Origin of the sequence: Halarchaeum nitratireducens (genome assembly GCF_017874695.1) — an archaeon.
Classification (GTDB): domain Archaea; phylum Halobacteriota; class Halobacteria; order Halobacteriales; family Halobacteriaceae; genus Halarchaeum; species Halarchaeum nitratireducens.
Window position 1 is genome coordinate 90348 of sequence record NZ_JAGIKY010000013.1, and the last position, 23456, is coordinate 113803.

Annotated in this window: 17 protein-coding genes; 10 read left to right on the forward strand and 7 right to left on the reverse strand. The window is 70.3% G+C overall.

Annotated elements, in window-relative coordinates:
* The first annotated feature begins 3 nt into the window (after nucleotides 1–3).
* Nucleotides 4–3579, forward strand: coding sequence for a chromosome segregation protein SMC (gene smc / locus J2754_RS12760; protein WP_211087643.1), 3576 nt, complete (start codon nucleotides 4–6; stop codon nucleotides 3577–3579).
* Nucleotides 3572–4624, forward strand: a complete 1053-nt coding sequence (locus J2754_RS12765) for a segregation and condensation protein A (RefSeq protein WP_188878503.1) — start codon at nucleotides 3572–3574, stop codon at nucleotides 4622–4624. Before smc ends, J2754_RS12765 begins: the two co-directional genes overlap by 8 nt.
* Here J2754_RS12765 and J2754_RS12770 read toward each other — a convergent pair.
* Together J2754_RS12770 and J2754_RS12775 are read right to left on the reverse strand one after the other, a co-directional pair.
* On the reverse strand, nucleotides 4621–5325 hold the full coding sequence (locus tag J2754_RS12770; RefSeq protein WP_188878502.1) for a DUF7504 family protein: 705 nt from the start codon (nucleotides 5323–5325) through the stop codon (nucleotides 4621–4623). The two genes, J2754_RS12765 and J2754_RS12770, sit on opposite strands and share 4 nt — an antisense overlap.
* A 69-nt stretch (nucleotides 5326–5394) precedes the next feature.
* Nucleotides 5395–6096 carry a phosphoribosyltransferase gene (locus tag J2754_RS12775; RefSeq protein ID WP_188878501.1) on the reverse strand — a complete coding sequence of 234 codons (702 nt, stop codon included), beginning with the start codon at nucleotides 6094–6096 and terminating at the stop codon, nucleotides 5395–5397.
* A gap of 132 nt (nucleotides 6097–6228) precedes the next feature.
* Here J2754_RS12775 and J2754_RS12780 point away from each other — a divergent pair, with 132 nt between their 5' ends.
* The 6 genes from J2754_RS12780 to J2754_RS12805 all read left to right on the forward strand — a co-directional run bounded on the left by J2754_RS12780 (nucleotide 6229) and on the right by J2754_RS12805 (nucleotide 12878).
* The gene (locus J2754_RS12780) at nucleotides 6229–6459 is read left to right on the forward strand and encodes a hypothetical protein (RefSeq protein ID WP_188878500.1); all 231 of its coding nucleotides are present in this window, start codon (nucleotides 6229–6231) and stop codon (nucleotides 6457–6459) included.
* 65 nt (nucleotides 6460–6524) lie between these two features.
* The gene (locus J2754_RS12785) at nucleotides 6525–7424 is read left to right on the forward strand and encodes a PhzF family phenazine biosynthesis protein (RefSeq protein WP_188878498.1); all 900 of its coding nucleotides are present in this window, start codon (nucleotides 6525–6527) and stop codon (nucleotides 7422–7424) included.
* Between the two features lie 108 nt (nucleotides 7425–7532).
* On the forward strand, nucleotides 7533–9776 hold the full coding sequence (gene ppsA, locus J2754_RS12790) for a phosphoenolpyruvate synthase (protein ID WP_188878497.1): 2244 nt from the start codon (nucleotides 7533–7535) through the stop codon (nucleotides 9774–9776).
* Nucleotides 9777–9890: 114 nt separating this feature from the next.
* Nucleotides 9891–10961, forward strand: a complete 1071-nt coding sequence (gene mfnA, locus J2754_RS12795) for a tyrosine decarboxylase MfnA (RefSeq protein ID WP_188878496.1) — start codon at nucleotides 9891–9893, stop codon at nucleotides 10959–10961.
* Nucleotides 10958–11542 carry a YqaA family protein gene (locus J2754_RS12800; protein WP_188878495.1) on the forward strand — a complete coding sequence of 195 codons (585 nt, stop codon included), beginning with the start codon at nucleotides 10958–10960 and terminating at the stop codon, nucleotides 11540–11542. Before mfnA ends, J2754_RS12800 begins: the two co-directional genes overlap by 4 nt.
* A 148-nt stretch (nucleotides 11543–11690) precedes the next feature.
* The gene (locus J2754_RS12805; protein WP_188878494.1) at nucleotides 11691–12878 is read left to right on the forward strand and encodes a cytochrome P450; all 1188 of its coding nucleotides are present in this window, start codon (nucleotides 11691–11693) and stop codon (nucleotides 12876–12878) included.
* Here J2754_RS12805 and J2754_RS12810 read toward each other — a convergent pair.
* Complete coding sequence (locus tag J2754_RS12810; RefSeq protein WP_188878493.1) at nucleotides 12875–13063, reverse strand: DUF5786 family protein; 189 nt, start codon at nucleotides 13061–13063, stop codon at nucleotides 12875–12877. The two genes, J2754_RS12805 and J2754_RS12810, sit on opposite strands and share 4 nt — an antisense overlap.
* Nucleotides 13064–13272: 209 nt before the next feature.
* Here J2754_RS12810 and metG point away from each other — a divergent pair, with 209 nt between their 5' ends.
* Nucleotides 13273–15348 carry a methionine--tRNA ligase gene (metG, locus tag J2754_RS12815; RefSeq protein ID WP_211087644.1) on the forward strand — a complete coding sequence of 692 codons (2076 nt, stop codon included), beginning with the start codon at nucleotides 13273–13275 and terminating at the stop codon, nucleotides 15346–15348.
* 70 nt (nucleotides 15349–15418) lie between these two features.
* Here the strand turns inward: metG and J2754_RS12820 are convergent, their stop codons facing one another.
* On the reverse strand, nucleotides 15419–17263 hold the full coding sequence (locus tag J2754_RS12820; protein WP_211087645.1) for a S9 family peptidase: 1845 nt from the start codon (nucleotides 17261–17263) through the stop codon (nucleotides 15419–15421).
* A gap of 201 nt (nucleotides 17264–17464) precedes the next feature.
* Between J2754_RS12820 and J2754_RS12825 the strand changes: the two genes are divergently transcribed.
* Nucleotides 17465–18508 (forward strand): glycosyltransferase, encoded by a 1044-nt coding sequence (locus J2754_RS12825; RefSeq protein WP_211087646.1) that lies wholly within the window; start codon nucleotides 17465–17467, stop codon nucleotides 18506–18508.
* Here the strand turns inward: J2754_RS12825 and J2754_RS12830 are convergent.
* From J2754_RS12830 to J2754_RS12840, 3 genes are all read right to left on the reverse strand, one after another.
* The gene (locus J2754_RS12830) at nucleotides 18505–19143 is read right to left on the reverse strand and encodes a class I SAM-dependent methyltransferase (RefSeq protein WP_188878488.1); all 639 of its coding nucleotides are present in this window, start codon (nucleotides 19141–19143) and stop codon (nucleotides 18505–18507) included. The genes J2754_RS12825 and J2754_RS12830 overlap by 4 nt on opposite strands.
* Nucleotides 19136–21589, reverse strand: coding sequence for a dihydropteroate synthase (gene folP / locus J2754_RS12835; protein ID WP_211087647.1), 2454 nt, complete (start codon nucleotides 21587–21589; stop codon nucleotides 19136–19138). The genes J2754_RS12830 and folP overlap by 8 nt, the downstream gene beginning before the upstream one ends.
* Before the next feature lie 144 nt (nucleotides 21590–21733).
* Complete coding sequence (locus tag J2754_RS12840; protein WP_211087648.1) at nucleotides 21734–23320, reverse strand: formyltransferase family protein; 1587 nt, start codon at nucleotides 23318–23320, stop codon at nucleotides 21734–21736.
* Nucleotides 23321–23456: the final 136 nt, after the last annotated feature.

Here is a 23456-nt window from a genome sequence, read left to right on the forward strand (position 1 = left end):
CAGATGTACATCGACGAAATCGTTCTCGAGAACTTCAAGAGCTTCGGGCGGACCACGCGCATCCCGTTCTACGAGGACTTCACGACGATCAGCGGCCCGAACGGCAGCGGGAAGTCCAACATCATCGACGCCGTCCTCTTCGCGCTCGGTCTCGCGCGCACCCGCGGCATGCGCGCCGAGAAACTCACCGACCTCATCTACAACCCGAGCCACGACGGCGACGGCGAGGACGTGGGGCCGCGAGAGGCGAGCGTCGAAGTCGTCCTGAACAACGCCGATCGGACGCTCTCCCGCTCGCAGGTCGTCAACGCCGCCGGAAGCGACGACATCGGCGACGTGGAGACGATCACGGTGAAGCGCCGCGTGAAACGCACCGAGGACAACTACTACTCCTACTACTACCTCAACGGCCGCTCGGTGAACCTCTCCGACGTCCAGGACCTGCTCGCGCAGGCCGGCGTCACCCCCGAGGGGTACAACGTCGTCATGCAGGGCGACGTCACCGGCATCATCAACATGACGCCCGGCGAGCGCCGGGAGATCATCGACGAGATCGCCGGCGTCGCCGAGTTCGACGCGAAGAAGGACGACGCCTACGAGGAGCTCGACGTCGTCGAGGACCGCATCGAGGAGGCGGACCTCCGCATCGCCGAGAAACGCGATCGACTCGATCAGCTCGAAGGCGAGCGCGAGACGGCCCTGGAGTACCAGGAGCTCAAAGAGGAGAAGTCCGAGTACGAGTCCTACCGCAAGGCCGCCGAGCTGGAGGAGAAACGCGCCGATCTGGAGGCGACCGAGGCCGACGTCGCGGAGCGCACGGCCGAGCTCGCGGAACTGCGAGACGAACTCGACACGCGCCGCGGGCGGGTCGCGCGCCTCGACGAGGAGCTCGACGAGCTGAACGCGGAGATCGAGCGCACCGGCGAGGACGAGCAGCTCGCCGTCAAGCGCGAGATCGAGGAGGTCAAAGGCGACATCAGCCGCCTGGAGGACAAGATCGAGTCGGCCGAGGAGCGCCGCGAGCGCGCGGAGAACGAGCGCCGCGAGGCGTTCGTCGCCATCGACCGGAAGAACGAGGAGCTCGACGACCTCGAAGGCGAGATCCGCGAGGTGAAAGTCGAGAAGGCCTCCGTGACGGCCGACATCGAGGAGGTGGAGGCGGAGATCGAGGAGGTGGAGGCGGAGATCGACGACGTCGACACCGAGTTCGACGAGCTGAAGGCCGAGCTGGAGGCGGAAAAGGAGGCGCTGGAGGCGGAAAAGGAGGCGCGAAACGACCTCCAGCGCGAGAAGGACCGCCTGCTCGACGAGGCGCGGCGTCGCTCGAACGACGTGAGCGAGGCCGAGTCGGACCTGGAGGCCGCGCGCGCGGAGCTCCCGGAGTTCGACCAGCGCCTCGACGACCTGCGGGACGAGCTCGAAAAGGCGGAGGCGAACGAGGCGCAGATCGAGGAGGTCGTCGCCGACCTCAAGGCGCAAAAACGGGAGCGACAGGCCGACCTGAGCGGCGTCGAGGACGACCTGCAGGAAGCGCGCGAGGAGTACGCGCGACTGGAGGCGAACGCCGAGGAGTCCGGTGATTCGTCGTACGGGCGGGCGGTCTCGACGATCCTGAACAGCGACGAAGAGGGCGTCCACGGCACCGTCGCGCAGCTCGGCGGCGTCGAGGGCCGGTACGCGACGGCCGCGGAGACGGCCGCCGGCGGACGGCTGGCGCACGTCGTCGTGGACGACGACGGCGTCGGGCAGTCCTGCATCGAGTACCTCAAGTCGCGCAACGCGGGGCGCGCGACGTTCCTGCCGCTGACGGAGATGCACGAGCGCTCGCTCGGGCGCGCGCCCGACGCCCCCGGCGTCGTCGACTTCGCGTTCAACCTCGTGGACTTCGACCGGCAGTACGCCGGCGTCTTCTCGTACGTGCTCGGCGACACGCTCGTCGTCGAGGACATGGAGACGGCGCGCGACCTGATGGGCGACTACCGCCTCGTCACGCTCGAGGGCGAGCTCGTCGAGAAGTCCGGCGCGATGACCGGCGGCTCCCGCTCGGGGTCGCGCTACTCCTTCTCGAAGTCCGGGAAGGGCCAACTCGAACGGGTCGCGGCACGGATCAACGACTTGGAGGACGAACGGCAGTCGATCCGGGACGACGTCCGGGACGTCGAGGAGCGCCTCGACGGCGCGCGCGATCGGAAGTCGGACGCGCTCGACACCGTCCGTTCGCTCGAAACCGACATCGAGCGCGTGGAAGCCGAGAAGGAGGACACCGAGGCGCGGATCGCGGAGCTCGAATCTCGGATCGCGGAGCTCGAGTCGGAGCGCGCCGACGTCGACGAGCGGATGGGCGAACTCGACGAGGAGATCGCCGAACGCGAGGACGAGATCGCCGAACACGAAGCGGAGATCGAGGCGCTGGAAGCGGAGCTCGCCGACTCGGAGATCCCCGAACTCACCGCGCGACGCGAGGAGTTGGAAGCCGAGGTCGACGACCTCGAGGACCGGCAGTCCGCGCTGGACGGCGAGCTCAACGACCTCCAACTCCAACGCCAGTACGCCGAAAACGAGATCGACGACCTCCACGACGACGTCGAAGCGGCCCAGAACACGAAGGCGGAGCAGGCGGAGAAGATCGACGCCTTCGAGGCCGAGATCGAGGCGAAACAGGAGACGCTCGCCGAAAAGGAGGCCGAGGTCGAGGAGCTGGAAGCGGAGCTCGCGGAGTTGAAGGAAGAGCGCGCGGCGCTCAAGGCGGACCTCGGGGAGGCCCAGCGCGCCCGCGACGAGCAGGCGCAGAAGGTCGAGGCCGTCGAGAGCCGCGTCGAGAGTTTGGAGAGCGCGGCCGAGCGCCTCCGCGAGGAGATCGCGGGGCTGGAGGACGCCGTCGGCGACTACGACCCCGCGGAGATCCCCGACATCGACGAGGTGGCGCAGACGGTGGCCCGCCTCGATCGGGAGATGGAGGCCTTGGAGCCGGTCAACATGCTCGCCATCGAGGAGTACGACGAGGTCGCGGCGGACCTCGAAGACCTTGAGGAGAAACGCGAGACGCTCGTGGAGGAGGCCGAGGGGATCCGCGAGCGCATCGAGAGCTACGAGTCGCAAAAGCGCGAGACGTTCATGGACGCCTACGAGGCGATCGACGGGCACTTCCAGCGGATCTTCTCGCGGCTCTCCGCGGGCTCCGGCGAGCTCGTCCTCGAAGACGAGGACGACCCCTTCGAGGGCGGACTGACGATGAAGGCGCAGCCGGCGGACAAGCCGGTCCAGCGCCTCGACGCGATGAGCGGCGGCGAGAAGTCGCTGACCGCGCTCGCGTTCATCTTCGCCATCCAGCGGCACAACCCCGCGCCGTTCTACGCGCTCGACGAGGTCGACGCGTTCCTCGACGCCGTGAACGCAGAGCGCGTCGGCGAGCTCGTGGACGAGCTCGCGGAGAACGCGCAGTTCGTCGTCGTCAGCCACCGCTCGGCGATGCTCGAACGCTCCGAGCGCGCCATCGGCGTGACGATGCAGGGCGACAACGTCAGCGCCGTGACGGGGATCGACCTGACGAGCGGGGAGGAGGCCCCGGCGGATGACTAGCGAGACGCCTCGGGAAGGCGTCTCGGAGAGCGCGAGCGGCGAGCGCGGCGAACCGCGAGCGGACCCCGAGGACAGTGAGGCGCGCGCGGACGAGAACCGGCGACGCCGGCGCTCGGAAACACGGGTGACGCGCGTGCGTCGGGACCACCGCGACCCACGGACCGACGGGGGGAATCCGGAGGACGCGTTCACCATCTCGGGCCACGAGTCGTCCGACGACTCGCCCCCCTCTCTCGACGACGGCCCGGACGACCCGGGGCGGGACGGGAGCGACGAGACGGACGAGGAGGTCGAGCCGGTCGAGTTGCTCGTCCAGTTGGCGAAGGACGGCGAGATCGAGCCGTGGGACATCGACATCGTGGACGTGACGGACGCGTTCCTCGACAGGCTCGACGAGGCGGACCTGCGGACGTCGGGGCGAGCGCTGTTCTACGCCTCCGTGCTGTTGCGGATGAAGTCGGACGCCCTCCTCGAACCGGACGAGCCCGAGGAGCCCGAGGGGGAGGCGACGGGGTGGGACGACTGGGAGCCGGGAATGGACGAGCTCCCCGAGGACGCCCCCGGCGTCGACCCGATCGCGGCGTTGGAGGACGAGATGGATCGGCGCCTCGAACGCAAACCCCAGCGCGGGACGCCGGAGACGCTGGACGAGCTCGTGCGTTCGCTCCGCGAGGCCGAGCGGGGATCGTGGTGGAAGGAGTCGCGGACGTACGACACCGCAGAGAGCCCGCAGGGGTTCCAACGCGGCGTGCAGGAGCTCGACTACCGGAGCGGCGACGAGTTCCGGACCGACGCGGAACCGACGGCTGCGGACGTCACGGACACCGCGCACGGCGAGGACATCGAGGCGACGATCGACGACGTCGAGGACGCGCTCGCGGCGCACTACGATCGCGGGCGCGAGGAGGTGCTGTTCGCGGAGGTGGCGGACGCGGGCGACTCGCGCGTCGAGTCGTTCCTCGCGGTGCTCTTTCTCGCCCATCGGGGCCGCGTGACGCTGGCGCAGGACGACCTGTTCGGCGACCTCTGGGTCGTCGACGGTTAGTCGAGGGGGAACCAGTCGGTCTCGATCCCGGCGTCGGTCAGCTCCCAGCGCTGGCGGACTCCGCCGGTGTCGGCGTCGACGTGGACGGTGGCGTCGAAGAGCGGTTCGAGGGTGGCGAGGGGGTCGCGTCGCGGGTCGCTCGCGGTGTGGACGTGACCCATCCCACCGGCCTTCCGGACGGTGCTCGTGAGGAGGTGGACGAACCGGAAGAGCGCCTCGGAATCGACGGCGTCGAGGAAGGGATCGAGGGCGTCGAGACAGAACCGGAGCTCCCCGGGGTCGGCGTCGTCGTGGGCGACGCGGCGGACGTGGTCCTCGACGAGCGCGTAGAGCGCCGTGAGATCGTCGAGCGCGTCGACGGCGTCGTACCACGCGCGGGCGGCGGGCGACGGCTCGCTCCCCGCGGGCGCGCTGGCGGCCGCGGAGCGAGTCGGGATCGCGCTCGTCGCGTCGACGACGCCGAGACTGTCGGGATCGCGTTCGTGCGTCCCGGCGGCGCGACGCGCGAGCAGGTCGTCGACGGGCGCGTCGGTCGTGAGGAAGACGTGGCGGCGCTCTAAGCCGCCACCGCCGAGCAGTCGCTCGCAGGCCGCCGTCGATCCGCGGCCGCGATCGTCGACGACGAGGACCGCGCATCCCCGACGCTTGAGCGCGGCGAGTTCGCGCGAGAACGCCGTCGAGCCGGTGTCCGGGACACCCATTACTAATACCTGTTACTCTCCGGCCATTATTTAGAGCTTTCCGTGGCGTCGGGACGCGTCGCCGTGAGGTCAGGCGCCCTCGCGCAGGCGCCACTCGTCCTCGGCGGTCCGCACGAGCACGTCTCGTCGCGTCATCTCTTCGAGGACCTCCCCGAGGCGGTCCGGTTGGGCGATCTCCATCTCGATGCGCTCGATGTCGTGGTGCTCGGCGAGGAGGTGACGGATCCCGGCCTTCGTGTAGGGGCCGTCGCCGTCGGCGTCCATGGCGCCGCTGATGAGGTCGACCATGTCCTCGATGAAGTTCCACGGGTAGACGACCCAAGCCCACTGTTCGAGGCGCTCGCCGACGTAATCCGGGTCGAACGCGCTCGTACCGAGCAGCTGGAGGGTGGCGGTCCGGACCTCGTCGGCGCCGCGCTCGTCGACGTACTCGTGGGCGCGCTCGATGGAGCCGCCGGTGTCGGCGATGTCGTCGATGACGAGGACGTCCTTCCCCTCGACGGTGTCCTCGGGCATCGGATAGCGGACCTCCGGTTCGTCGCTCTTCTCAGCGGCGCCGACGTAGTGTTCCATCTTCAGGCTCGTGAGGTCGTTCAGCCCGAGGAAGTCGCAGAGACAGCGGCCGGCGAACCAGCCGCCGCGGGCGAGCGCGACGATGACGTCGGGTTCGAAGTCAGCCTCCTTCACCTGTTCCGAGACGTCCCGGCAGAGCCCGTAGATGTATTCCCAGTTCGTGATCGTGCACGTGAAGTCGTCCGGGAGGTCGCCCATGTGAGTATCCCGCCGGATCGGACGGCGCGGAGGACGTTAAGTGACCTGAAAGCCCCCCGCGTAGGCCCGACTGAAACGAACGATAATTATATATTGTCGGAGGGCATGTCTACCGTCGGCGAGGATGTGCCAATGAGTATCACACAACGGACTGGGCGGTGGACGCTCGACGAGAAGGCACCGGGAGTCTACCTCATCAAGCGGCGCGGCGACCTCCGCGCGAAGGTGGTGACGGCGGAGTCGGATCCGGACGACGCGCTCGACTACCTGCTCGACGACGGCGTGGGGGCCGTGTACGAGGTGGACTGCGAGGAGGCGGCGCGCGAGCGGTTCCGGAACTACGTCGAGGCGCGGGCGCGGTGAGGTGAGCGGGCGCGCCGGCGACGGGGAGCGTAGCGTTCAACTGCGCGGCGCGCGACGGGTGGTGCGTGCAGACCACACGCGCCCTCCTCTGTGATGCGTTCACCGATCGCCCGCTCGACGGCAACGCCGCCGGCGTCGTCCCGGACGCGGACGGGCTGAGCGAGGCACAACGACAGGCCGTTGCGCGGGAGTTGGGCGCGAGCGAGACGGCGTTCGTGACGGCGAGCGACGAGGCCGAGCGCCGCCTGCGCTACCACACGCCGACGACGGAGGTCGACCTCTGCGGGCACGCGACGATCGCGGCCCACGCGCACCTCCACGACGCGGGCGTCGTCGACGCCGGCGACCACACGGTCGAGACGAACGTCGGGGTCCTCGACGTCGAAATCGAGGAGTCGGGGACGGTCTGGATGCACCAGCGCGACCCGACGGTCCGGCGTTACGACGACTTCGACGCCGAGCGTGTCGCGGACGCGTTGGGCGTCGAAGCGATGTCGTTCGTCGACGACCTCCCGTTCGCGGTCGCGGACACCGGCCTCCCGTTCCTCGTCGTCGGTCTCGACTACCTCTCGACGCTGGGCGACGCCGACCCGGACGACGCCGCGCTCCGCGACCTCTGCGCGGACGTCGGCGCGGAGGGGGTCTACGCGGTCACGCTCGACACCCTCGAACGCGAGTCGACGCTGCACGCGCGGGCGTTCTGCGCGCCCCTCGGCGTCCACGAGGACCCCGTGACGGGAACGGCCGCGGGGGCCGCGGGCGCGTACCTCGACGGGATCGGGGCGTTCGGCGGCGACACCCCCGAGGAGATGCTCGTCGAACAGGGCCACTACGTCGATCGGCCCGGGCGCGTCCGCGTGCGCGTCGACGGCGGCGTTCGAGTCGGGGGGCAGACCGTGACGGCGCTCGACGGCGACCTGCACGTCCCGAGCGACGAGGAGGGCGACGACATCATCGAGGCCTAGCGCTCCCCGCGCCTCGCGGTCGAACTTTTTACTCAGTCTCGAATCCCGTATGAGTGTTACGGGACTCGAAACACCTATTTTCGGGTGTGCTGTCTATCCGCGTGCCTAATGCCAGTACGTTGGCTCGCAGATATCAGTGCCGAGGACGTGCCGAGCGTCGGCGGGAAGGGCGCGTCGCTGGGAGAGCTCACGCAAGCCGGGCTCCCAGTGCCGTCCGCGTTCGTCGTGACCGCCGATACGTATCGGACGTTCCTCGAGGGGTCGGGCGTCGCCGACGAGCTGTTCGCGGCCCTCGACGTCGATCCCGAGGACTCCGCAGCGCTCGCCGAGGCCGCCGCGACGGCGAAGGAGCTCATCCTCGAGGCCGAGATGCCCGAGGACGTCCGCGAGACCGTGCTCGCGGCGTACGACGATCTGGGGGACGACCCGTTCGTCGCCGTCCGCTCCTCGGCGACGGCCGAGGACCTGCCGGACGCGAGCTTCGCCGGCCAGCAGGAGACCTATCTCAACATCACGCGCGAGGACCTCCTCGAACGCGTGAAGCGCTGCTGGGCGAGCCTCTTCACCCAGCGCGCGATCTACTACCGCGAGGAACAGGGCTTCGAGCACGAGCGCGTCGACATCGCCGTCGTCGTCCAGCGGATGGTCGACGCCGAGAAGTCCGGCGTGATGTTCACGAGCCACCCCTCGACGGGCGCGCCGACGACGATCGTCGAGGCCGCGTGGGGGCTCGGCGAGGGCGTCGTCTCCGGGAGCGTCTCCCCGGACAACTACGTCATCGACCGCGAGAGCGGCGAGGTCGAGGAAGTCACGGTGGCGACGAAGAAGACCCTCGTCGAGCGCCATCCCGAGACGGGCGAGACGACGGAGCGCGAGGTCGAGGCGGAGCGCCGCGACGCGCGCGTCCTCGACGAGGCCGAGTTGGAGGAGCTGCTCGCGCTCGGCGAGCGCGTCGAGGAGCACTACGGCACGCCCCAGGACGTCGAGTGGGCGATCGCCGGCGGCGAAGTGTACATGCTGCAGTCGCGCCCGATCACGACGATCGACGAGTCGACGTCGAGTGACGCGGCGGCGTCCAACGGCGAGACGCTCGTCTCCGGACTCGGCGCGAGCCCCGGGATCGCCTCCGGCGCCGCGCGGATCGTCGGCGGTCTCGACCAGCTCGATAAGGTCGGACAGGGCGACATCATCGTCACGTCGATGACGACGCCGGACATGGTGCCCGCGATGAAGCGCGCCTCGGGGATCGTCACCGACGAGGGCGGGATGACCTCGCACGCCGCGATCGTCTCGCGCGAGCTCGGCGTCCCCGCGGTGCTCGGCACGGAGACCGGGACACAGGTGCTCAGCGACGATCAGCCGATCACGATCGACGGCGACCGGGGGACGGTGGAGGCCGGGACCGCCGAGCCCGACGAGGAGCGCGAACCCGTCGAGGACGCGCGCCCCACGACGCCCGTGAAACCGATGACGGCGACGGAAGTGAAGGTCAACGTCTCCATTCCGGAGGCCGCCGAGCGCGCGGCCGCGACGGGCGCGGACGGCGTCGGCCTGCTCCGCACGGAGCACATGATCCTCTCGACGAACGTCACGCCCGAGCGCTACGTCGAGACGCACGGCGAGCGCGCGTACACGGAAGAGCTCGTCGACAGCATCCGCACCGTCGCGGACGAGTTCTACCCCCGACCGGTGCGCGTGCGCACGCTCGACGCGCCGACCGACGAGTTCCGCCAGCTGGAGGGCGGCGAGGACGAACCCCACGAGCACAACCCGATGCTCGGCTACCGCGGCCTGCGGCGTTCGCTCGACGAACCCGAACTGTTCGAGCTCGAACTCTCGGCGTTCGCGCGCCTCTACGAGATGGGGTACGACAACGTCGAGGTGATGTTCCCGCTCGTGAACGACGGCCGGGACGCGCGGGCGGCGCGCGACGCCCTCGCGGACGCGGGCGTCGACACCGAGAAGCGCCGCTGGGGCGTGATGGTCGAGACGCCGGCCGCGGCGCTCTGCGTCGAGGACTTCTGCGAGGCGGGCGCGGACTTCGTCTCCTTCGGCACGAACGACCTGACGCAGTACACGCTCGCGGTCGACCGGAACAACGAGCACGTCGCCGACCACTACGACGAGCTCCACCCGGGCGTGCTCGCGCTCATCGAGACCGTCATCGAGACGTGTCGCGCGAACGGCGTCGACACCTCGATCTGCGGACAGGCGGGATCGAAGCCCGAGATGGTGGACTTCCTCGTCGAGCGCGGCGTCTCCTCGATCAGCGCGAACGTGGACGCCGTGCGCGACGTCCAGCACGAGGCGAAGCGCGTCGAGCAGCGCCTGATCCTCGACTCGGTCAGATGAGCCGGCGTCGACGCAGGCGCGGAGCGCGCGTCCACGTCGATCCGTCTCACCGCCACCGCGGCCGTCGCCGCACGGAACCGACGGCTTAAACGGCCGGCGCGCCCTCGCGTCGGTATGGACGCGACGCCGCAGGAGTTCGATCGCGTGCTCTCCTCGATGTGTACGCGCCCGCATCCCGCGGCCGCCCGTGCGGCACAGCGCTTTCTCGCCGACAACCCCGGCGATCCGGCGACCTACCCCGACGTCGCCGCGCTGGAGGAGCGCGCGCTCGACACTCTCGGTACCGTCGCCGGCCTCGACGATCCTGCGGGGTACGTCGCCGGCGGTGGAACGGAGGCGAACCTGCAGGCCGTCCGCGCCGCCCGCGACCTCGCGGCGAGCGACGAGCCCGTCGTCGTCGCCCCGACGAGCGTCCACTTCTCGTTCCAGAAGGCCGCGGACGTCCTCGGCGTCACCCTCCGCCTCGTCCCCACGGACGACGACCATCGCGCCGACCCGGACGCCGTGGCCGCGGCGGTCGGCGACGAGACCGCGCTCGTCGTCGCCGTCGCCGGCACGACGGAGTTCGGCCGGGTCGATCCCATCCCGGAGCTCGCGGCGATCGCGGCGGAGGCGGACGCGCGCTTCCACGTCGACGCCGCGTGGGGCGGCTTCCACCTCCCCTTCACCGAGCACGAGTGGCACTTCGGCCACGCCTCCCTCGACACGCTCACCATCGACCCGCACAAGGTCGGGCGGGCCCCGATCCCGGCGGGCGGCTTCCTCGCGCGTGATCGCGCGACGCTGGACGCGCTCGCCGTCGAGACGCCGTATCTTGAGACGACGGCGCAGGCGACGCTCGCGGGGACGCGAAGCGGCGCGGGCGTCGCGGGCGCGGCCGCGGCGCTCGACGCCCAGTGGCCCGATGAGTACCGCGAGAACCACGAGCGCGCGGCGGCGAACGCCACGTACCTCGCCGAGGGGCTCCGTGACCGGGGGTACGACGTCGTCCCGCCCGGGCTCCCGCTCGTCGCTTTCGACCTCCCGGAGAGCGCGTTCGACGCCGTCCGCGCGGAGGGCTGGCGGCTCTCGCGTACCGGGAGCGGCGAGGCCCGAATCGTCTGCATGCCGCACGTCACCCGCGCGATGCTCGAGGCGTTCCTCGAAACGCTCGACGCCGTGCGGGTCGGGGCGAGCGGTCGATGACGTCGCGACTCGCCCGCGCGACCGCCGGGACGCTGTTCACCGCACCCCTCGCGCTCCCGACGGACATCGCCGGGCTCCAGCACCTCGTCGAGACGACGACGGGACCGCTCGCGCTCCTCGTCATCGCCGTCTACTCCTTTCTGATCGCGGTCGTCCTCCCGCTCCCGAGCGAGGTCGTCCTCCTCCCGGCCGCGAGCCTCAATCTGGGCTTTAGCTACCCCGTCCAGCTCGCGCTCGTGATGGTGGCGAGCGGGCTCGGGAAGGCCGCCGGAAGCGTCGTCGCGCTCTACATCGGCCACGGCGCGACGCACTCCGGGCCCGTGATCAACCTGATCCGTCGCGCCGGCTACGAGCCGGTCGAGTGGTCGAAACACCGCGTCGTCGCCCTCGTCCAATCGTACGGGTACATCGGTCTCGCGCTCGGACTCTGCGTCCCCTTCTTCCCCGACACGCTCTCCATCTACGCCTTCAGCGTCCTCGAAAGCGACTACGTGAAGTTCGCGGCCGCCACGTTCGCCGGGAGCGTCGGCCGCCTCGTCGTCACCGTCCTCCTCTTCGAGGGGACGCTGGCCGTGGTGTGACCTTAGTCGTGGTTATACGAACTTCTCTCTCTTCGTCCGTCCTAGAACGGTTCGTACTCTCGCATCTAGTTCCCACAATCGGTATTCTTCGGAGAGTATCGATACGTACGTGGGGAAGCAATAAATACGGCGCTCGAAACACCACGGTATGGACGGGAGTTCCCCTTACGGTTCCGACGGCGGCACGCCGGCCGGGCTCCGCGAGGCCGGCGCGGCCCACGACCCGTTCGGGTGGTACGACGAGCGGCGCCGCACCGGCGCGGTGCACTACGACCCCGAGCGCGAGGTCTACGACGTCTTCACGCACGAGCACGTGAAAGCGGCGCTGCAGGACGACGACGCGCTGGTTCGAAAGCCGCTCTCGCGGGAGGAGGGCGCGCACACGCCGTTCGCGTATCTCGACGAGGCGATGGTGTGGTCGGACGGGCCGGAGCACACGGCGTCGAAACACCAGTTCTTCGAGTTCTTCCGACCCGATCGGCTACGTGCTCTCCGCGGGTCGATCCGGGAGATCGCCGACGACCAGTTCGAGGTCGCGCGGCGCGACGGCCCCGAGTTCGACTTCGTGGCGGCGTTCGCGCGGCCCGTCCCCCTACGGGTCGTCATGGACCTCGTCGGCGTTCCGCGCGACGATCAGGGGCGGGTGCTGACGTGGTTGGAGACGTTCCGCGAGGTGATGAACAGCGAGCACAGCGCCGCGGAGAGCGGGGAGGGGGAGCGGATGGCCGAGGCGGTCGACTACCTCGCGGACCTGGTGGCGCGCCGGCGGGCGGACCCGGCTGACGACCTCGTCTCGCGCCTCGTCGAGGAGACGACGCTCGACGACGCGACTATCGGCGCGAACTGCTTCGACTTCCTGCTCGCGGGGCAGGGGACGATGACCGAACACCTCTCGAACGCGCTCTACCTCCTCGACGACCACGACCTGTTCGCCGATTTCGACGAGTACGACCTCGACGTGGTCCTCGAAGAGGTGTTGCGCTACCGCGCGCCCCTCCAGGCTCGCGCCCGCGAGACGACGCGGCCGGTGACGATCGCCGGAACGACGATCCCGGCCGGCGAGACGGTCGTCCTCTGGATCGGGGCGGCGAATCGCGACCCCGCGCGGTACGACGCGCCCGAGGAGTTCCGCCCGACGCGCGATCCGGACCACCTCGCGTTCGGCACCGGGCCGCACACGTGCATCGGCGCGCCGCTCGCCCGCCTCGAAGCTCCGATCGTCCTCCGGGCGTTCGCCGAGCGCGTCGACGAGCTCGGAGTCGACCTCGACGCGGCGGTGCCGAAGGCGAAGGCGTCGAAGACCGGCTTCGAGCGCCTCCCGGTGTCGATCCGTTAGCTCTCCTCGTCGTCGTCCTTCATCTCCTGCAGGCGGTCCACGAGTTCGCCGCTGGAGACCCCCGTGTCGAAACTGACGCTCCCGTCGTGGTCGTTTTGGTGGACGTTCACGGCGTCCTCCTCGTCGTAGTCGGCGTCCGCGTTCTGGTTCTCCTGCTCGGACTCGTCGTAGCTACCGAATCCCATGTGTAACCTATCGGTATGCAACAGGTAAAGGTACGTCGTTCCGAGCGCCGAACACGGGGGCGGCACCGGTACCACCGCCTCCGGCGGAACGCGCTCCACCCTCCTAAGTCCCGCGTTCGAGCGCGCGGCGGCGCCGAGGCGCGTGATGGCGATCGATATCGCACCGCGAATCCGCGGGATTTAGGCCGACACGGTTCCGTGATACGGACATGACCCACGAGGAGTTCCCCACGGAACACCCCGCGCTCGTGACCTGCGGGCTCCCCTACGCGAACGGGGACCTGCACGTCGGCCACCTGCGGACGTACGTCAGCGGCGACGCGTTCAGCCGCGGGCTCCGGAGGCTCGGACAGGACGTCGCGTTCGTCTCCGGTTCGGACATGCACGGCACGCCGATCGCCGTCAACGCCGAGAAGGAGGGCGTCAGTCCCGAGGAGTTCGCGCTGCGCCACCACGAGCAGTACGAGGAGACCTTCCCGCGTTTCAACGTCGACTTCGACAACTACGGGCACACGCACGACGAGACGAACGTCGAGCTCACCCAGGCGTTCGTCCGCGCGTGGGAGGCCAACGACCACGTCTACGAGAAGGCGATCCAAGTCGCCTACGACCCCGACGCCGACCAGTGGCTCCCCGACCGCTACGTCGAGGGTGAATGTCCCTACTGCGGCGAGCACGCCCGCGGCGACGAGTGCGACGAGGGGTGCCAGCGCCACCTCGAACCCGGCGACATCGTCGATCCCGTCAGCACGCTCACCGGTAACCCCGCCGAGTACCGCGAGCGCGAGCACAAGTTCCTCCGTCTCTCCGAGTTCCAAGAGTACCTCTCGGGGTTCATCAACCGACTCGAGGGGACGAGCAACGCCCAGAACCAGCCCCGCGAGTGGATCGAGGGCGAGTTGCAGGACCTCTGTATCACCCGCGACATGGACTGGGGGATCGACTACCCGGACGAGGAGGCGAACGGCGCGGACGACCTCGTGCTCTACGTCTGGGTCGACGCGCCGGTCGAGTACGTCGCCTCCAGCAAGCAGTACTCGGAGCGCGTCGGCGATGAGACCTACGACTGGGAGGAGGTCTGGACCGAGGGCGACTCGGAGATCGTCCACGTGATCGGGCGCGACATCATCCAACACCACACGGTGTTCTGGCCGTCGATGCTCAAGGCCGCCGACTACAACGAGCCACGCGCCGTCTGTGCGACCGGGTTCGTCAACCTCAACGGCGAGGCCTTCTCGACGTCGCGCAACCGCGCGATCTGGGCGGACGAGTACCTCGCGGAGGGGTTCCACCCCGACCTCTTGCGGTACTACCTCGCCACCGCCGCCGGCTTCGAGCGCGACGTCAACTTCTCGTGGGAGCGCTTCCAAGAGCGCGTCAACACCGAGCTCGCGGACGTCGTCGGAAACTTCGTCAACCGCGCGCTCCTCTTCGCCGCGCGCAACTTCGACGGTACGCCCGACGCCGAGCTCACCGACGAGACGGAGACCCGGATCGCGGCGGCGATGGACGACTACGAGGACGCGCTTAACGACTACGACGTGCGCTCGGCCGGCGAGACGGCCGTCGCCCTCGCGCGCTACGGCAACGAGTACATCCAGAACGCCGCGCCGTGGAAGCTCGACGACGACGAGGCGGCGCCCGTCATCCGCGACTGCGTGCAGCTCGTGAAGGCCGTCGCGGTCCTCCTCCAGCCGATCACGCCCGAGAAGGCCGAGGACGCGTGGGACCAGCTCGGTGCCGAGGGACGCGTCGCCGACGCCACCGTCGCCGACTGCCTCCAGGCGCCCCCCGAGACGTTCCCCGAGCCCGACGGCCCGCTCTTCGAGAAGATCGACGACGAGCGCGTCGCCGAGCTCAACGAGAAGCTCGAAACGCGCGTCGCGGAAGCGACCGCCGGCGAGGACGACGAAGCCGCGAACGACGAGACCGACGACGGCACCGCCGCGTTCGAAGCGCTGGCCGACGACCGCATCGACTTCGGGACGTTCCAGGACCTCGACCTCCGCGTCGGGCGCATCGAGGGCGCAGACGAGATCGAGGGCGCCGACGATCTCCTCCGCCTCAGCGTCGATATCGGGATCGAGACCCGACAGATCGTCGCGGGCCTCAAGCAGCTTCACGACGTCGCGGACCTCCCGGGAACGAAGGTCGTCGTCGTCGCCAACCTCGAACAGGCCGAGTTGTTCGGCGTCGAGTCCGACGGCATGGTGCTCGCCGCGGGCGAGGAGGCCGACCTCCTCACGACGCACGGCGACGCGGCGCCCGGGACGAAGATCAAATAGGATCGAGAGTCGCCCCCACGCGTCGCGCCCCCCGAGCGGGAGTCGCGCACGCACGCTCGGCCCGGCGGTCCTACCGGACGTGTTCGTCGAGGAAGTCCACGACGGTCCGGTACGCGGTGATGCGGTTCTCCAGCTTCGAGAACCCGTGACCCTCGTCGTCGAAGATCAGCTTCTCGACCGGGACGTGATCGCTCGCCTCCGCGGCGATCTGTTCGGCCTCCTCGACGGGGACGCGGGGATCGTTCGCGCCGTGCATGACGAGCAGCGGCGCCTCGATCCGATCGACGTTGTTGATCGGCGAGATGGATTCGAGGAACGCACGGTCTTCGCTCAGGCTCCCGTACTCCGCCTCGCGGTGCTCGCGTCGCCACTCGCCCGTGTTTTCGAGGAAGGTGACGAGGTCGGCGATGCCGACGATGTCGACCCCCGCGGCCCAGCGGTCGGGGTACTCGGTTAGCGCCGCGAGGACCATGAATCCGCCGTACGAGCCGCCGTAGGCAACGATCCGATCGCCGTCGATGTCGTCGCGTGCGGTGAGCCACTCGACGCCCCGATCGAGGTCCGCGACCGCATCCATGCGCTTCTCGACGTCGTCGAGGTTCATGTAGCGCCTACCGTATCCCGAGGATCCCCGGACGTTCGGCTCGAAGACCGCATAGCCGTTGTCGACGAAGTACTGACGGAGCGCGAGGAAAGAGGGGCGGCGCTGGGACTCCGGACCGCCGTGGACGTCGACGATGACCGGGTGGGGACCCTCGCCCGCGGGGAGCGTGAGGAACGCCGGGATGTCGAGGGCGGCGGGCGACTCCGTCTCCCGGGCGGACGGGCGTGGCCCCTCGACGCCGGACGACTCGTACCGGACGAGGGTCGGCTCGCGGAACGTCGATCGCGGGATACCGGCCGTCGCGGCGGCCGTCCACCGCTCGCTCGTGCCCGTCTCAAGGGCGACGACGTGGACGTTCGTGTTCAGCGTCGGCGCGGAGACGGCCGCCGCGAGGCGATCGCCGTCCGGCCCGATCGAGAGCCCCATCAGCACGCCCTCGGGTAGGTCGGGATCGGGGAGCGGGACGCGCTCGCCCGCGTCGTCGATCCGGAAGAGGGAGAGGTCGCTGTACCCGTCGACGTTGCGCACCACGGCCATCGTCCGCGTCGCGGCGTCGACGACCACCGAGGAGACGTCCCAGTCGCCGCCGATCTCGACCGGCCCGAGGGCGCCCGTCTCGGGATCGAGTTCGCGCAGCGCGAGCGTGTCGCGGCCCGCGTCCGTCGCCACATACAGCGTCTCCCCGTCGGGTCCCCACGCGACCGAGGCGTACCGTACCTCGCCCTCGTGGTCGGCCGTGAGGGGCACCACGTCCCCTGCGAGGTGCGTGAGGTGGAGGTCGTGGGAGCGATTCGAGTGCGTCTCGTGGACGAGGAGTCGATCGTCCGACGGACTCCACCCCGCGAGAGAGCAGAGGTCCGACTCCGACCCGTCGAAGACGAGGTCGGCGGCGTCGGCCGTCTCGTCGCGGCGCTGGACGTACGCGTCGAAGTGCCCCTCGTCGCGGCGGTTCGCCGTGAACGCGACGCGCTCGCCGTCGTGGCTCCACCCGCCCCAGCCGTGGATCGTCTCGGGGTCGTCCGTGAGCGCGACCTCGTCGCTCCCGTCGCCGGCGAGCCGGTAGAGCTGCGTCCGCTCGTTGCCGCCGCGGTCCATCCCGTAGACGAGTTCGTCGCGCGTCGGCGAGTAGGACGCGAAGCTCACCGACTCCTCGTGGAAGGAGAGCTGCGCCGGCCACTCGCGCGCGCCGTCGAGGCGCCAGACCTGCGTGACGCCCGTCGTGTCCATCCTGAACGCCAACTGGCCGTCCGGGCCGAACGTCGGCCCGCCGGCGCTCCGGACGTTCAGGTACCGCTCGATGTCGTAGGCCATGCGGGGAGGTGCGCGGGCGCGTCGATAGGTCTTCGGGTGCCGATGCGGACCGGGAGAGTGCGCGCGGCGTGTCGCCGCCGACTGCCGCACCCTCGGCTCCCGTCGTGCCCGCTCACGCCATCGTACCGGCCGCCCTCCCCGACGCCGTTCCGGAACAGGATGCAGCAAGGCTTTTGCCCCCGTCTCGCACACCCGTCAGACATGCGCGTCGCGCTCGTTACGGACCGGACCGTTCATCACGACGAGGAGCGACGCACCGCGGACGACGCCGCGGCGCGCCTCGACGCGCTCGCGTCGCTGCTCAACGCGAACGGTCACGACGTCACGGTGTTCTGCGCGCGGTGGTGGGACGGGGGGTTCCCGTCGTTCGACCACGACGGGATCACGTATCGCGCGATCGCGTCGACGCCGGGCGAGCGCTGGGCGACGCTTCGGCTCGCCCGCGCGCTTCGCGGGTTCGATCCCGACGTCGTCCACGTCGCGGGCGCGACCCCCGAGCACGCCCTCGGCGCGCGCGTGACGTCGCCGGGCACGCCGGTCGTGATCGGCTACTACGAGCCGCCGCCCGGGTCGCGCGCCGACCGCTGGGCGCTTCGAGCGGCGGACGCGGCGATCGTCCCCTCGGCGTTCGTCGCCACGGCGGTCCGCGAGCTCGGCGTCGCGGGCGACGCGCTCACGCGCCTGCCGAACCCCGTCGAGATGGCGCGCGTCCGGGCCGTCGATCCCGCGGCCGACGCGGGCGACGTCGTCTACTCCCGGCGGCTGGACGACGCGGCGAACCTCGAATCGCTGTTGCTCGCGCTCGCGGAGTTCCGCGACCGGGAGTGGTCGGCGACCGTGATCGGCGACGGGCCGGAGCGCGAGGCCTACGAGCGCCAGGCCCGCGACCTGCGGATCGCGGACCGGATCGACTTCGTCGGCGCGTGCGAGCTCGACCGGCGGCTCGCGCTGTTCAAGGGCGCACACGTCTACGCGCAGACGGCGACGCGGACGAGCTTCCCGACCGACCTCCTGCGCGCGCTCGCCTGCGGCTGCGTCGGCGTCGTCGAGTACCACGCGAACTCGGCGGCGCACGAGCTCGTCGAGCACGCCGATCGGGGCCTATTGGCGACGAGCGACGAGGCGCTGGTCGAGTGCCTCCGGGAGGCGACGGCGACGGCGCGCGCGTCCGTCAATGAGGCGTACGCGGAGTACGACGCCAATCGGTTCCTCGCGCGCCACGTCGACCTCTACCGGTCGCTCTAGGCGCGCACGCGGACGAAGAGGAACTCGCCGCCGCCGTGTTCGTCCGGGACGCGCGTCTCCTCCTCGATCGCGAAGCCGGCGTCGCGGAGGCTCGCCAGCGTCTCCTCGGCCGCGGGGAAACTCCAGTGCATCTCGACGCCGCTCCCGAGCCAGTTCGGCGTGCCGCCCTCGTAGGCGTCCGTCCCCGTGGTGACGAGGGCGGGCGCGTCGTCACCGAGCACGCGGTGGAACTCCCGATAGACGCTCGGGTGGGCGTCGCGGGGCACGTGGATGATCGAGTGGAGCGCGACGAGGCCGTCGAAGACGCCGTCCGCGAACGGGAGCGACGTCATGTCGCCCTGAACGAGCCCGGCGGTCGGCGAGCGCTCGTGGGCGCGCTCTAACTGCTCGCGCGAGAGGTCGAGTCCGACGACGTCGAACGCGAGGTCGAACCGCGAGAGGACGGGGACCCCGGAGCCACACCCCGCGTCGAGGACGCGAGCGCCGTCCGGGAGGTCGCGGGCCACCGCGTCCACCTGATCGATCCCGGGTTCGCCGACCGCGGTGCGGGCCTCGCGGTGGACGCGTGCGAGTTCGTCGTACGCCTCGTGGACCGCGCGCAGGTAGGAGGCGCGGCCGTCGGCGTCCTCACGCATCGTCGTCCCCCGCGACGTCCGCCCCGCGGCGCGTCGCGTCGACGGTCCGGACCGCGGCGGCGTTCTCGGGGACGTCGTGGACACGGACGACGTCCGCCCCGCGCTCGGCGGCGATGGCCGTGCCCGCGACCGTCGCGGGCGCGCTGTCCTCGGGCCCCCCGATCGCGCCGAACATCGACTTGTGCGAGTGGCCGATGAGGACGGGACAGCCGAGCGCGTGGAACTCGTCGGTGCGCTTGAGGATCTCGAACTCCTCGTCGACGGTCTTGGCGAAGCCGAGACCGGGATCGACGACGATCTTCTCCCGGGGGAGGCCCGCCTTCTCCGCGAGCAGGACGCGCTCGCGGAGTTCGTCGATGACGTCCTCGACCACGTCGTCGTACTCGGGTTCCTCGCCGGGTTCGACGGGCGCGTTCAGCGAGTGCATCACGATCAGCGGCGCGTCGTACTCGGCGGCGACGAAGCGCATCTCGGGGTCGTCGAGCCCGGTGACGTCGTTGAGGACGTCCGCACCGGCCTCCAGCGCCGCGCGACCGACCTCCGCTTTCATCGTGTCGACGCTGATCAGGCAGTCGAGATCCGCGATCCGCTCGATGACGGGGACGATGCGTTCGATCTCCGTCTCGGCGGGAACCGGGTCCGCGCCCGGACGCGTCGACTCGCCGCCGACGTCGACGATGTCGGCTCCGTCCGCCACCATCTGCTCGGCGCGGGCGACGGCGTCCTCGACGGCCTCGTACTCGCCGCCGTCGTGGAACGAGTCGGGCGTGACGTTCAGGATGCCCATCACGGCCGTCCCCTCGTCCGTCCACGGGTAGTCGACCCCGCCCTCGTCGGTTTGGATGTCGAGCGTCTCGCGGAGCTCGTCCGCGTAGATCGACAGCCCGTACGGCTGGCCGTCGAGTTTCTCGCAGAGGCGTTTGAACTGCGCGAGCGTCGCCATCATGACGACGTCGAGGGTCCCGCGGGCCTGCTCGTTCAGCCCCGAGACCGCGCACTCGCCCCCGAGGCTCAACAGCTCCTCCTTGAGGTACTGCGCCTGGCGCTTCTGGACGTGCGTCCGGACGACCCGGTGGACGCCCTTCCCGCGCATCCGCCAGGCGCCCCCCGGGGTGACGTGCGCGCGTTCGAGGTGTGCGCGCGACTCCGCGAGGTCGTCGGCGCGCTTCGGGACGGACACCCGCGTCCAGCGCCGCCGGGCCTCCGCGACGGTGTAGAGCGATCCCGCGACGAGCACGCAGTCGTCCGCGTCGGCGGCCGCGAGCGCCCGGTCGAGCGCGGTCTCGACGGCGCGGCGCGTCGACACCTCGCCGGCGCCGGCCTCGCGGAACGCGGCCGCGAGCGCAGCCTCGTCCTCCGCCCGCCCGGTGTCGGGGCGACACGTCCAGACGTGATCGGCCGTCGGAAGCGCCCCGGCCATCCCGACGTGGTCCTTGTCGTTCATCGCGCCGACGACGAGGTGGAGGTCGTCGTAGTCGAGGTCCGCGAGCGTATCGGCGACCGCCGCGCACGCGTCGGGGTTGTGCGCACCGTCGAGGACGGTCAGGGGGTCGTCGCCCATCACCTCGAAGCGTCCCGGCCAGTGGGCCTTCCGGAGGCCGCGCGCGAGCGTCGCGTCGTCGATGTCGACGAGCTGGCGCGCGAGCGTCGCCGCGATCCCCGCGTTCGTCGCCTGATGCTCGCCGAACAGCGGGAGGCGCGCGTCGAGCGTCCCGCTCGCGTCCGTGATCGTCACGCCCGCCTCGCCGATCGACACGGGCCCCTCGTAGGAGACCCGCACGTCGTCGTCGGCCGACTCGCCGACCGTCACGATGTCGCCGGCGATCTCACGGACGGTCTCGCGGGCCTCACCCGTCGTCGCCGTGACGAGCGGCGCGTCGGCCGGCGCGACCGCCGCCTTCTCGCGCGCGATTTCCGCGACGGTGTCGCCGAGGACGTCCGTGTGTTCGAGCGAGACGCTCGTCACACAGGCCGCGCTCGGCTCGACGACGCTCGTCGCGTCGAACCGGCCGCCGATGCCGACTTCGAGGATCGCCACGTCGACGTCGCTCTCGCCGAAGTGCCAGAGCGCCATCCCCGTCACCGCCTCGAAGAACGTCGGCGACTCACCGGCCGCCGCGTGCTCCGTGACGTACGCCTCGATCGCCGCGGTGTACTCCGTGACCGCTGACTCCGGGATCTTCCGCCCGTTCACGCGGATCCGCTCGCGCAGGTCGTCGAAGTGCGGCGACGTGTAGAGACCGACGTCCAGGTCCGTCTCGCGGAGCGCGGCCTCCACCATCCGTGCAGTGCTTCCCTTCCCGTTCGACCCCGCGACCTGGACGTACGTCGGGCCCCGATGTGGGTCGTCGAGGGTCGAGAGCAGGTCCGCGATCCCCTCCGTCCCCGCCCGCGGACTGAACCGCCGGAGGTCGAGGAGGAAGTTCGCGGCCTCGTCGTAGCGCATACCGATACGTCCGCGCCGGCCGTCAAATGCGTGTCGGATGGACTCACCCCCGGTCCGCGACGCGGACGCCCGATCGCGCGCGAGCGTCGTAGCCGTTTCCCCGCGGACGCCGAGAGGGGGAGAGACGGGGGCGTGAGAAGCGCATTAGCTGTGACGGAAGGTCCGGTTGCCCGTGAACGCCATGGCGATACCGTGTTCGTTGGCGGTCTCGATGACGGCCTCGTCGTTGTTCGACCCGCCGGGCTGGACGATGGCGTCGACCCCGGCCTTCGCGGCCTCCTCGACGGCGTCCGGGAACGGGAAGAAGGCGTCGGAGGCCATGACGGAGCCCTCGGGGCCCTTGTCCTCGGCGTGCTCCTCGGCCTTCATCGCGGCGAGGCGGACGGCGTCGACGCGCGAGACCTGGCCCATGCCGACGCCGACCGTCTCGGTGTCCTTGGCGAGGACGATCCCGTTCGACATCACGTGTTTGAGGACGCGCCACGAGAAGCACATCGTCTCGATCTGCGCCTCGGTCGGCTCGGCCTCCGTGACGACCTCGAGGTCGTCCGGCTCGGGGGCCCACGTGTCGCGCTCTTGGACGAGGCGGCCGCCGACGAGCGACTGATCCGTGTAGGTCTCGCTCACGACGTCCGGTCCGAGCTCGTCGCCGCCGACGTCGAGCACGCGGAGGTTCTCCTGGGCCGTGAGGACGTCCAGCGCGTCGTCGGTGTATCCGGGGGCGACGACGACCTCCTTGAACGAGTCGACGATCAGCTCGGCGGTCTCCTCGTCGCACGTACGGTTGAGGGAGACGATGCCGCCGAAGGCGCTCATCGGGTCCGTGGCGAGGGCGTCCGCGTAGGCCTCCGCGAGGGTGTCGGCGGTCGCACAGCCGGCGGGGTTCGTGTGCTTGATCGCCGCGGCCGCGGGACGCTCGAACTCCTTGATCAGGCTGAGCGCGCCGTCCGCGTCGTTGTAGTTGTTGTACGAGAGCGCCTTCGCGCCCTCGTTGAGCTGCTCGGCGGCGACGACGCTCGGCTCCTCGCAGGAGGCGTCGCCGTAGACCGCGGCGTCCTGGTGGGGGTTCTCCCCGTATCGGAGGTCGGCGGTCCGATCCGCACCCTCGATGCGGCGCAGCGGCAGTTCCGCCGCGGCGTCGGCCGTGACCGCCACCTCGTCGCCGACGAGTTCGGCCTCGCCCTCGGCGAACCACTTCACCGCGCGCGGGTAGGCCTTGAACTCGGCGTCGTGGAGCACGCGCTCCTTGAGCGACGCGACGTCGTCGTCCTCGTAGACCGCGACGGGCTCCTGCGTGACGACCGGACCTTCGTCGACCGCCTCGGTGACGACGTGGACCGTCGCGCCCGTCACGCTCACGTCGGCGTCGAGCACCTGCTCGTGGGCGTCCGCACCGGGGAACGACGGCAGGAGGCTCGGGTGGACGTTCAGCGTCGTCGGCGTCGCGTCGCGGAACGTCCCCGTCAGGACGCGCATGTAACCGTCGAGCGTGACGAGGTCGAAGTCGTACCCCTCGAGCGCGTCGAGGACGCGCTCCTCGTGGGCCTCGCGCAACTCGTCCGCGTCGCGTTCGACGACTTCGGTCGGGATGTCGCGCTCCGCGGCGGCCGCGAGCACGGGGGCGTCCGCGTCGTTCGTGACGATCACCGAGAACTCCGCGCCACCGGGCGCGCGGTCGGCGATGTGCAGCAGGTTCCGTCCACGGTTGCTAGCCATGCCAGCGAGCTTCATACGTGGCAGTCGCTACCGCCACGAAGAAAGTGGTTTCGGTTCCTGAGTCCGATATATACACGAACGGGCATAGATAGAGGCGAATAGACGCTCCTTTCGCCCCCACCTATACACACACGTGGCGATTCGGACCGGC

Bases quoted from the DNA above. Each gene is read 5' to 3' on its own strand.
- smc (WP_211087643.1), top strand. From the start codon at position 4: ATGTACATCGACGAAATCGTTCTCGAGAACTTCAAGAGCTTCGGGCGG.
- J2754_RS12765 (WP_188878503.1), top strand. From the start codon at position 3,572: ATGACTAGCGAGACGCCTCGGGAAGGCGTCTCGGAGAGCGCGAGCGGC.
- J2754_RS12770 (WP_188878502.1), bottom strand. From the start codon at position 5,325: ATGGGTGTCCCGGACACCGGCTCGACGGCGTTCTCGCGCGAACTCGCC.
- J2754_RS12775 (WP_188878501.1), bottom strand. From the start codon at position 6,096: ATGGGCGACCTCCCGGACGACTTCACGTGCACGATCACGAACTGGGAA.
- J2754_RS12780 (WP_188878500.1), top strand. From the start codon at position 6,229: ATGAGTATCACACAACGGACTGGGCGGTGGACGCTCGACGAGAAGGCA.
- ppsA (WP_188878497.1), top strand. From the start codon at position 7,533: ATGCCAGTACGTTGGCTCGCAGATATCAGTGCCGAGGACGTGCCGAGC.
- mfnA (WP_188878496.1), top strand. From the start codon at position 9,891: ATGGACGCGACGCCGCAGGAGTTCGATCGCGTGCTCTCCTCGATGTGT.
- J2754_RS12800 (WP_188878495.1), top strand. From the start codon at position 10,958: ATGACGTCGCGACTCGCCCGCGCGACCGCCGGGACGCTGTTCACCGCA.
- J2754_RS12805 (WP_188878494.1), top strand. From the start codon at position 11,691: ATGGACGGGAGTTCCCCTTACGGTTCCGACGGCGGCACGCCGGCCGGG.
- J2754_RS12810 (WP_188878493.1), bottom strand. From the start codon at position 13,063: ATGGGATTCGGTAGCTACGACGAGTCCGAGCAGGAGAACCAGAACGCG.
- metG (WP_211087644.1), top strand. From the start codon at position 13,273: ATGACCCACGAGGAGTTCCCCACGGAACACCCCGCGCTCGTGACCTGC.
- J2754_RS12820 (WP_211087645.1), bottom strand. From the start codon at position 17,263: ATGGCCTACGACATCGAGCGGTACCTGAACGTCCGGAGCGCCGGCGGG.
- J2754_RS12825 (WP_211087646.1), top strand. From the start codon at position 17,465: ATGCGCGTCGCGCTCGTTACGGACCGGACCGTTCATCACGACGAGGAG.
- J2754_RS12830 (WP_188878488.1), bottom strand. From the start codon at position 19,143: ATGCGTGAGGACGCCGACGGCCGCGCCTCCTACCTGCGCGCGGTCCAC.
- folP (WP_211087647.1), bottom strand. From the start codon at position 21,589: ATGCGCTACGACGAGGCCGCGAACTTCCTCCTCGACCTCCGGCGGTTC.
- J2754_RS12840 (WP_211087648.1), bottom strand. From the start codon at position 23,320: ATGAAGCTCGCTGGCATGGCTAGCAACCGTGGACGGAACCTGCTGCAC.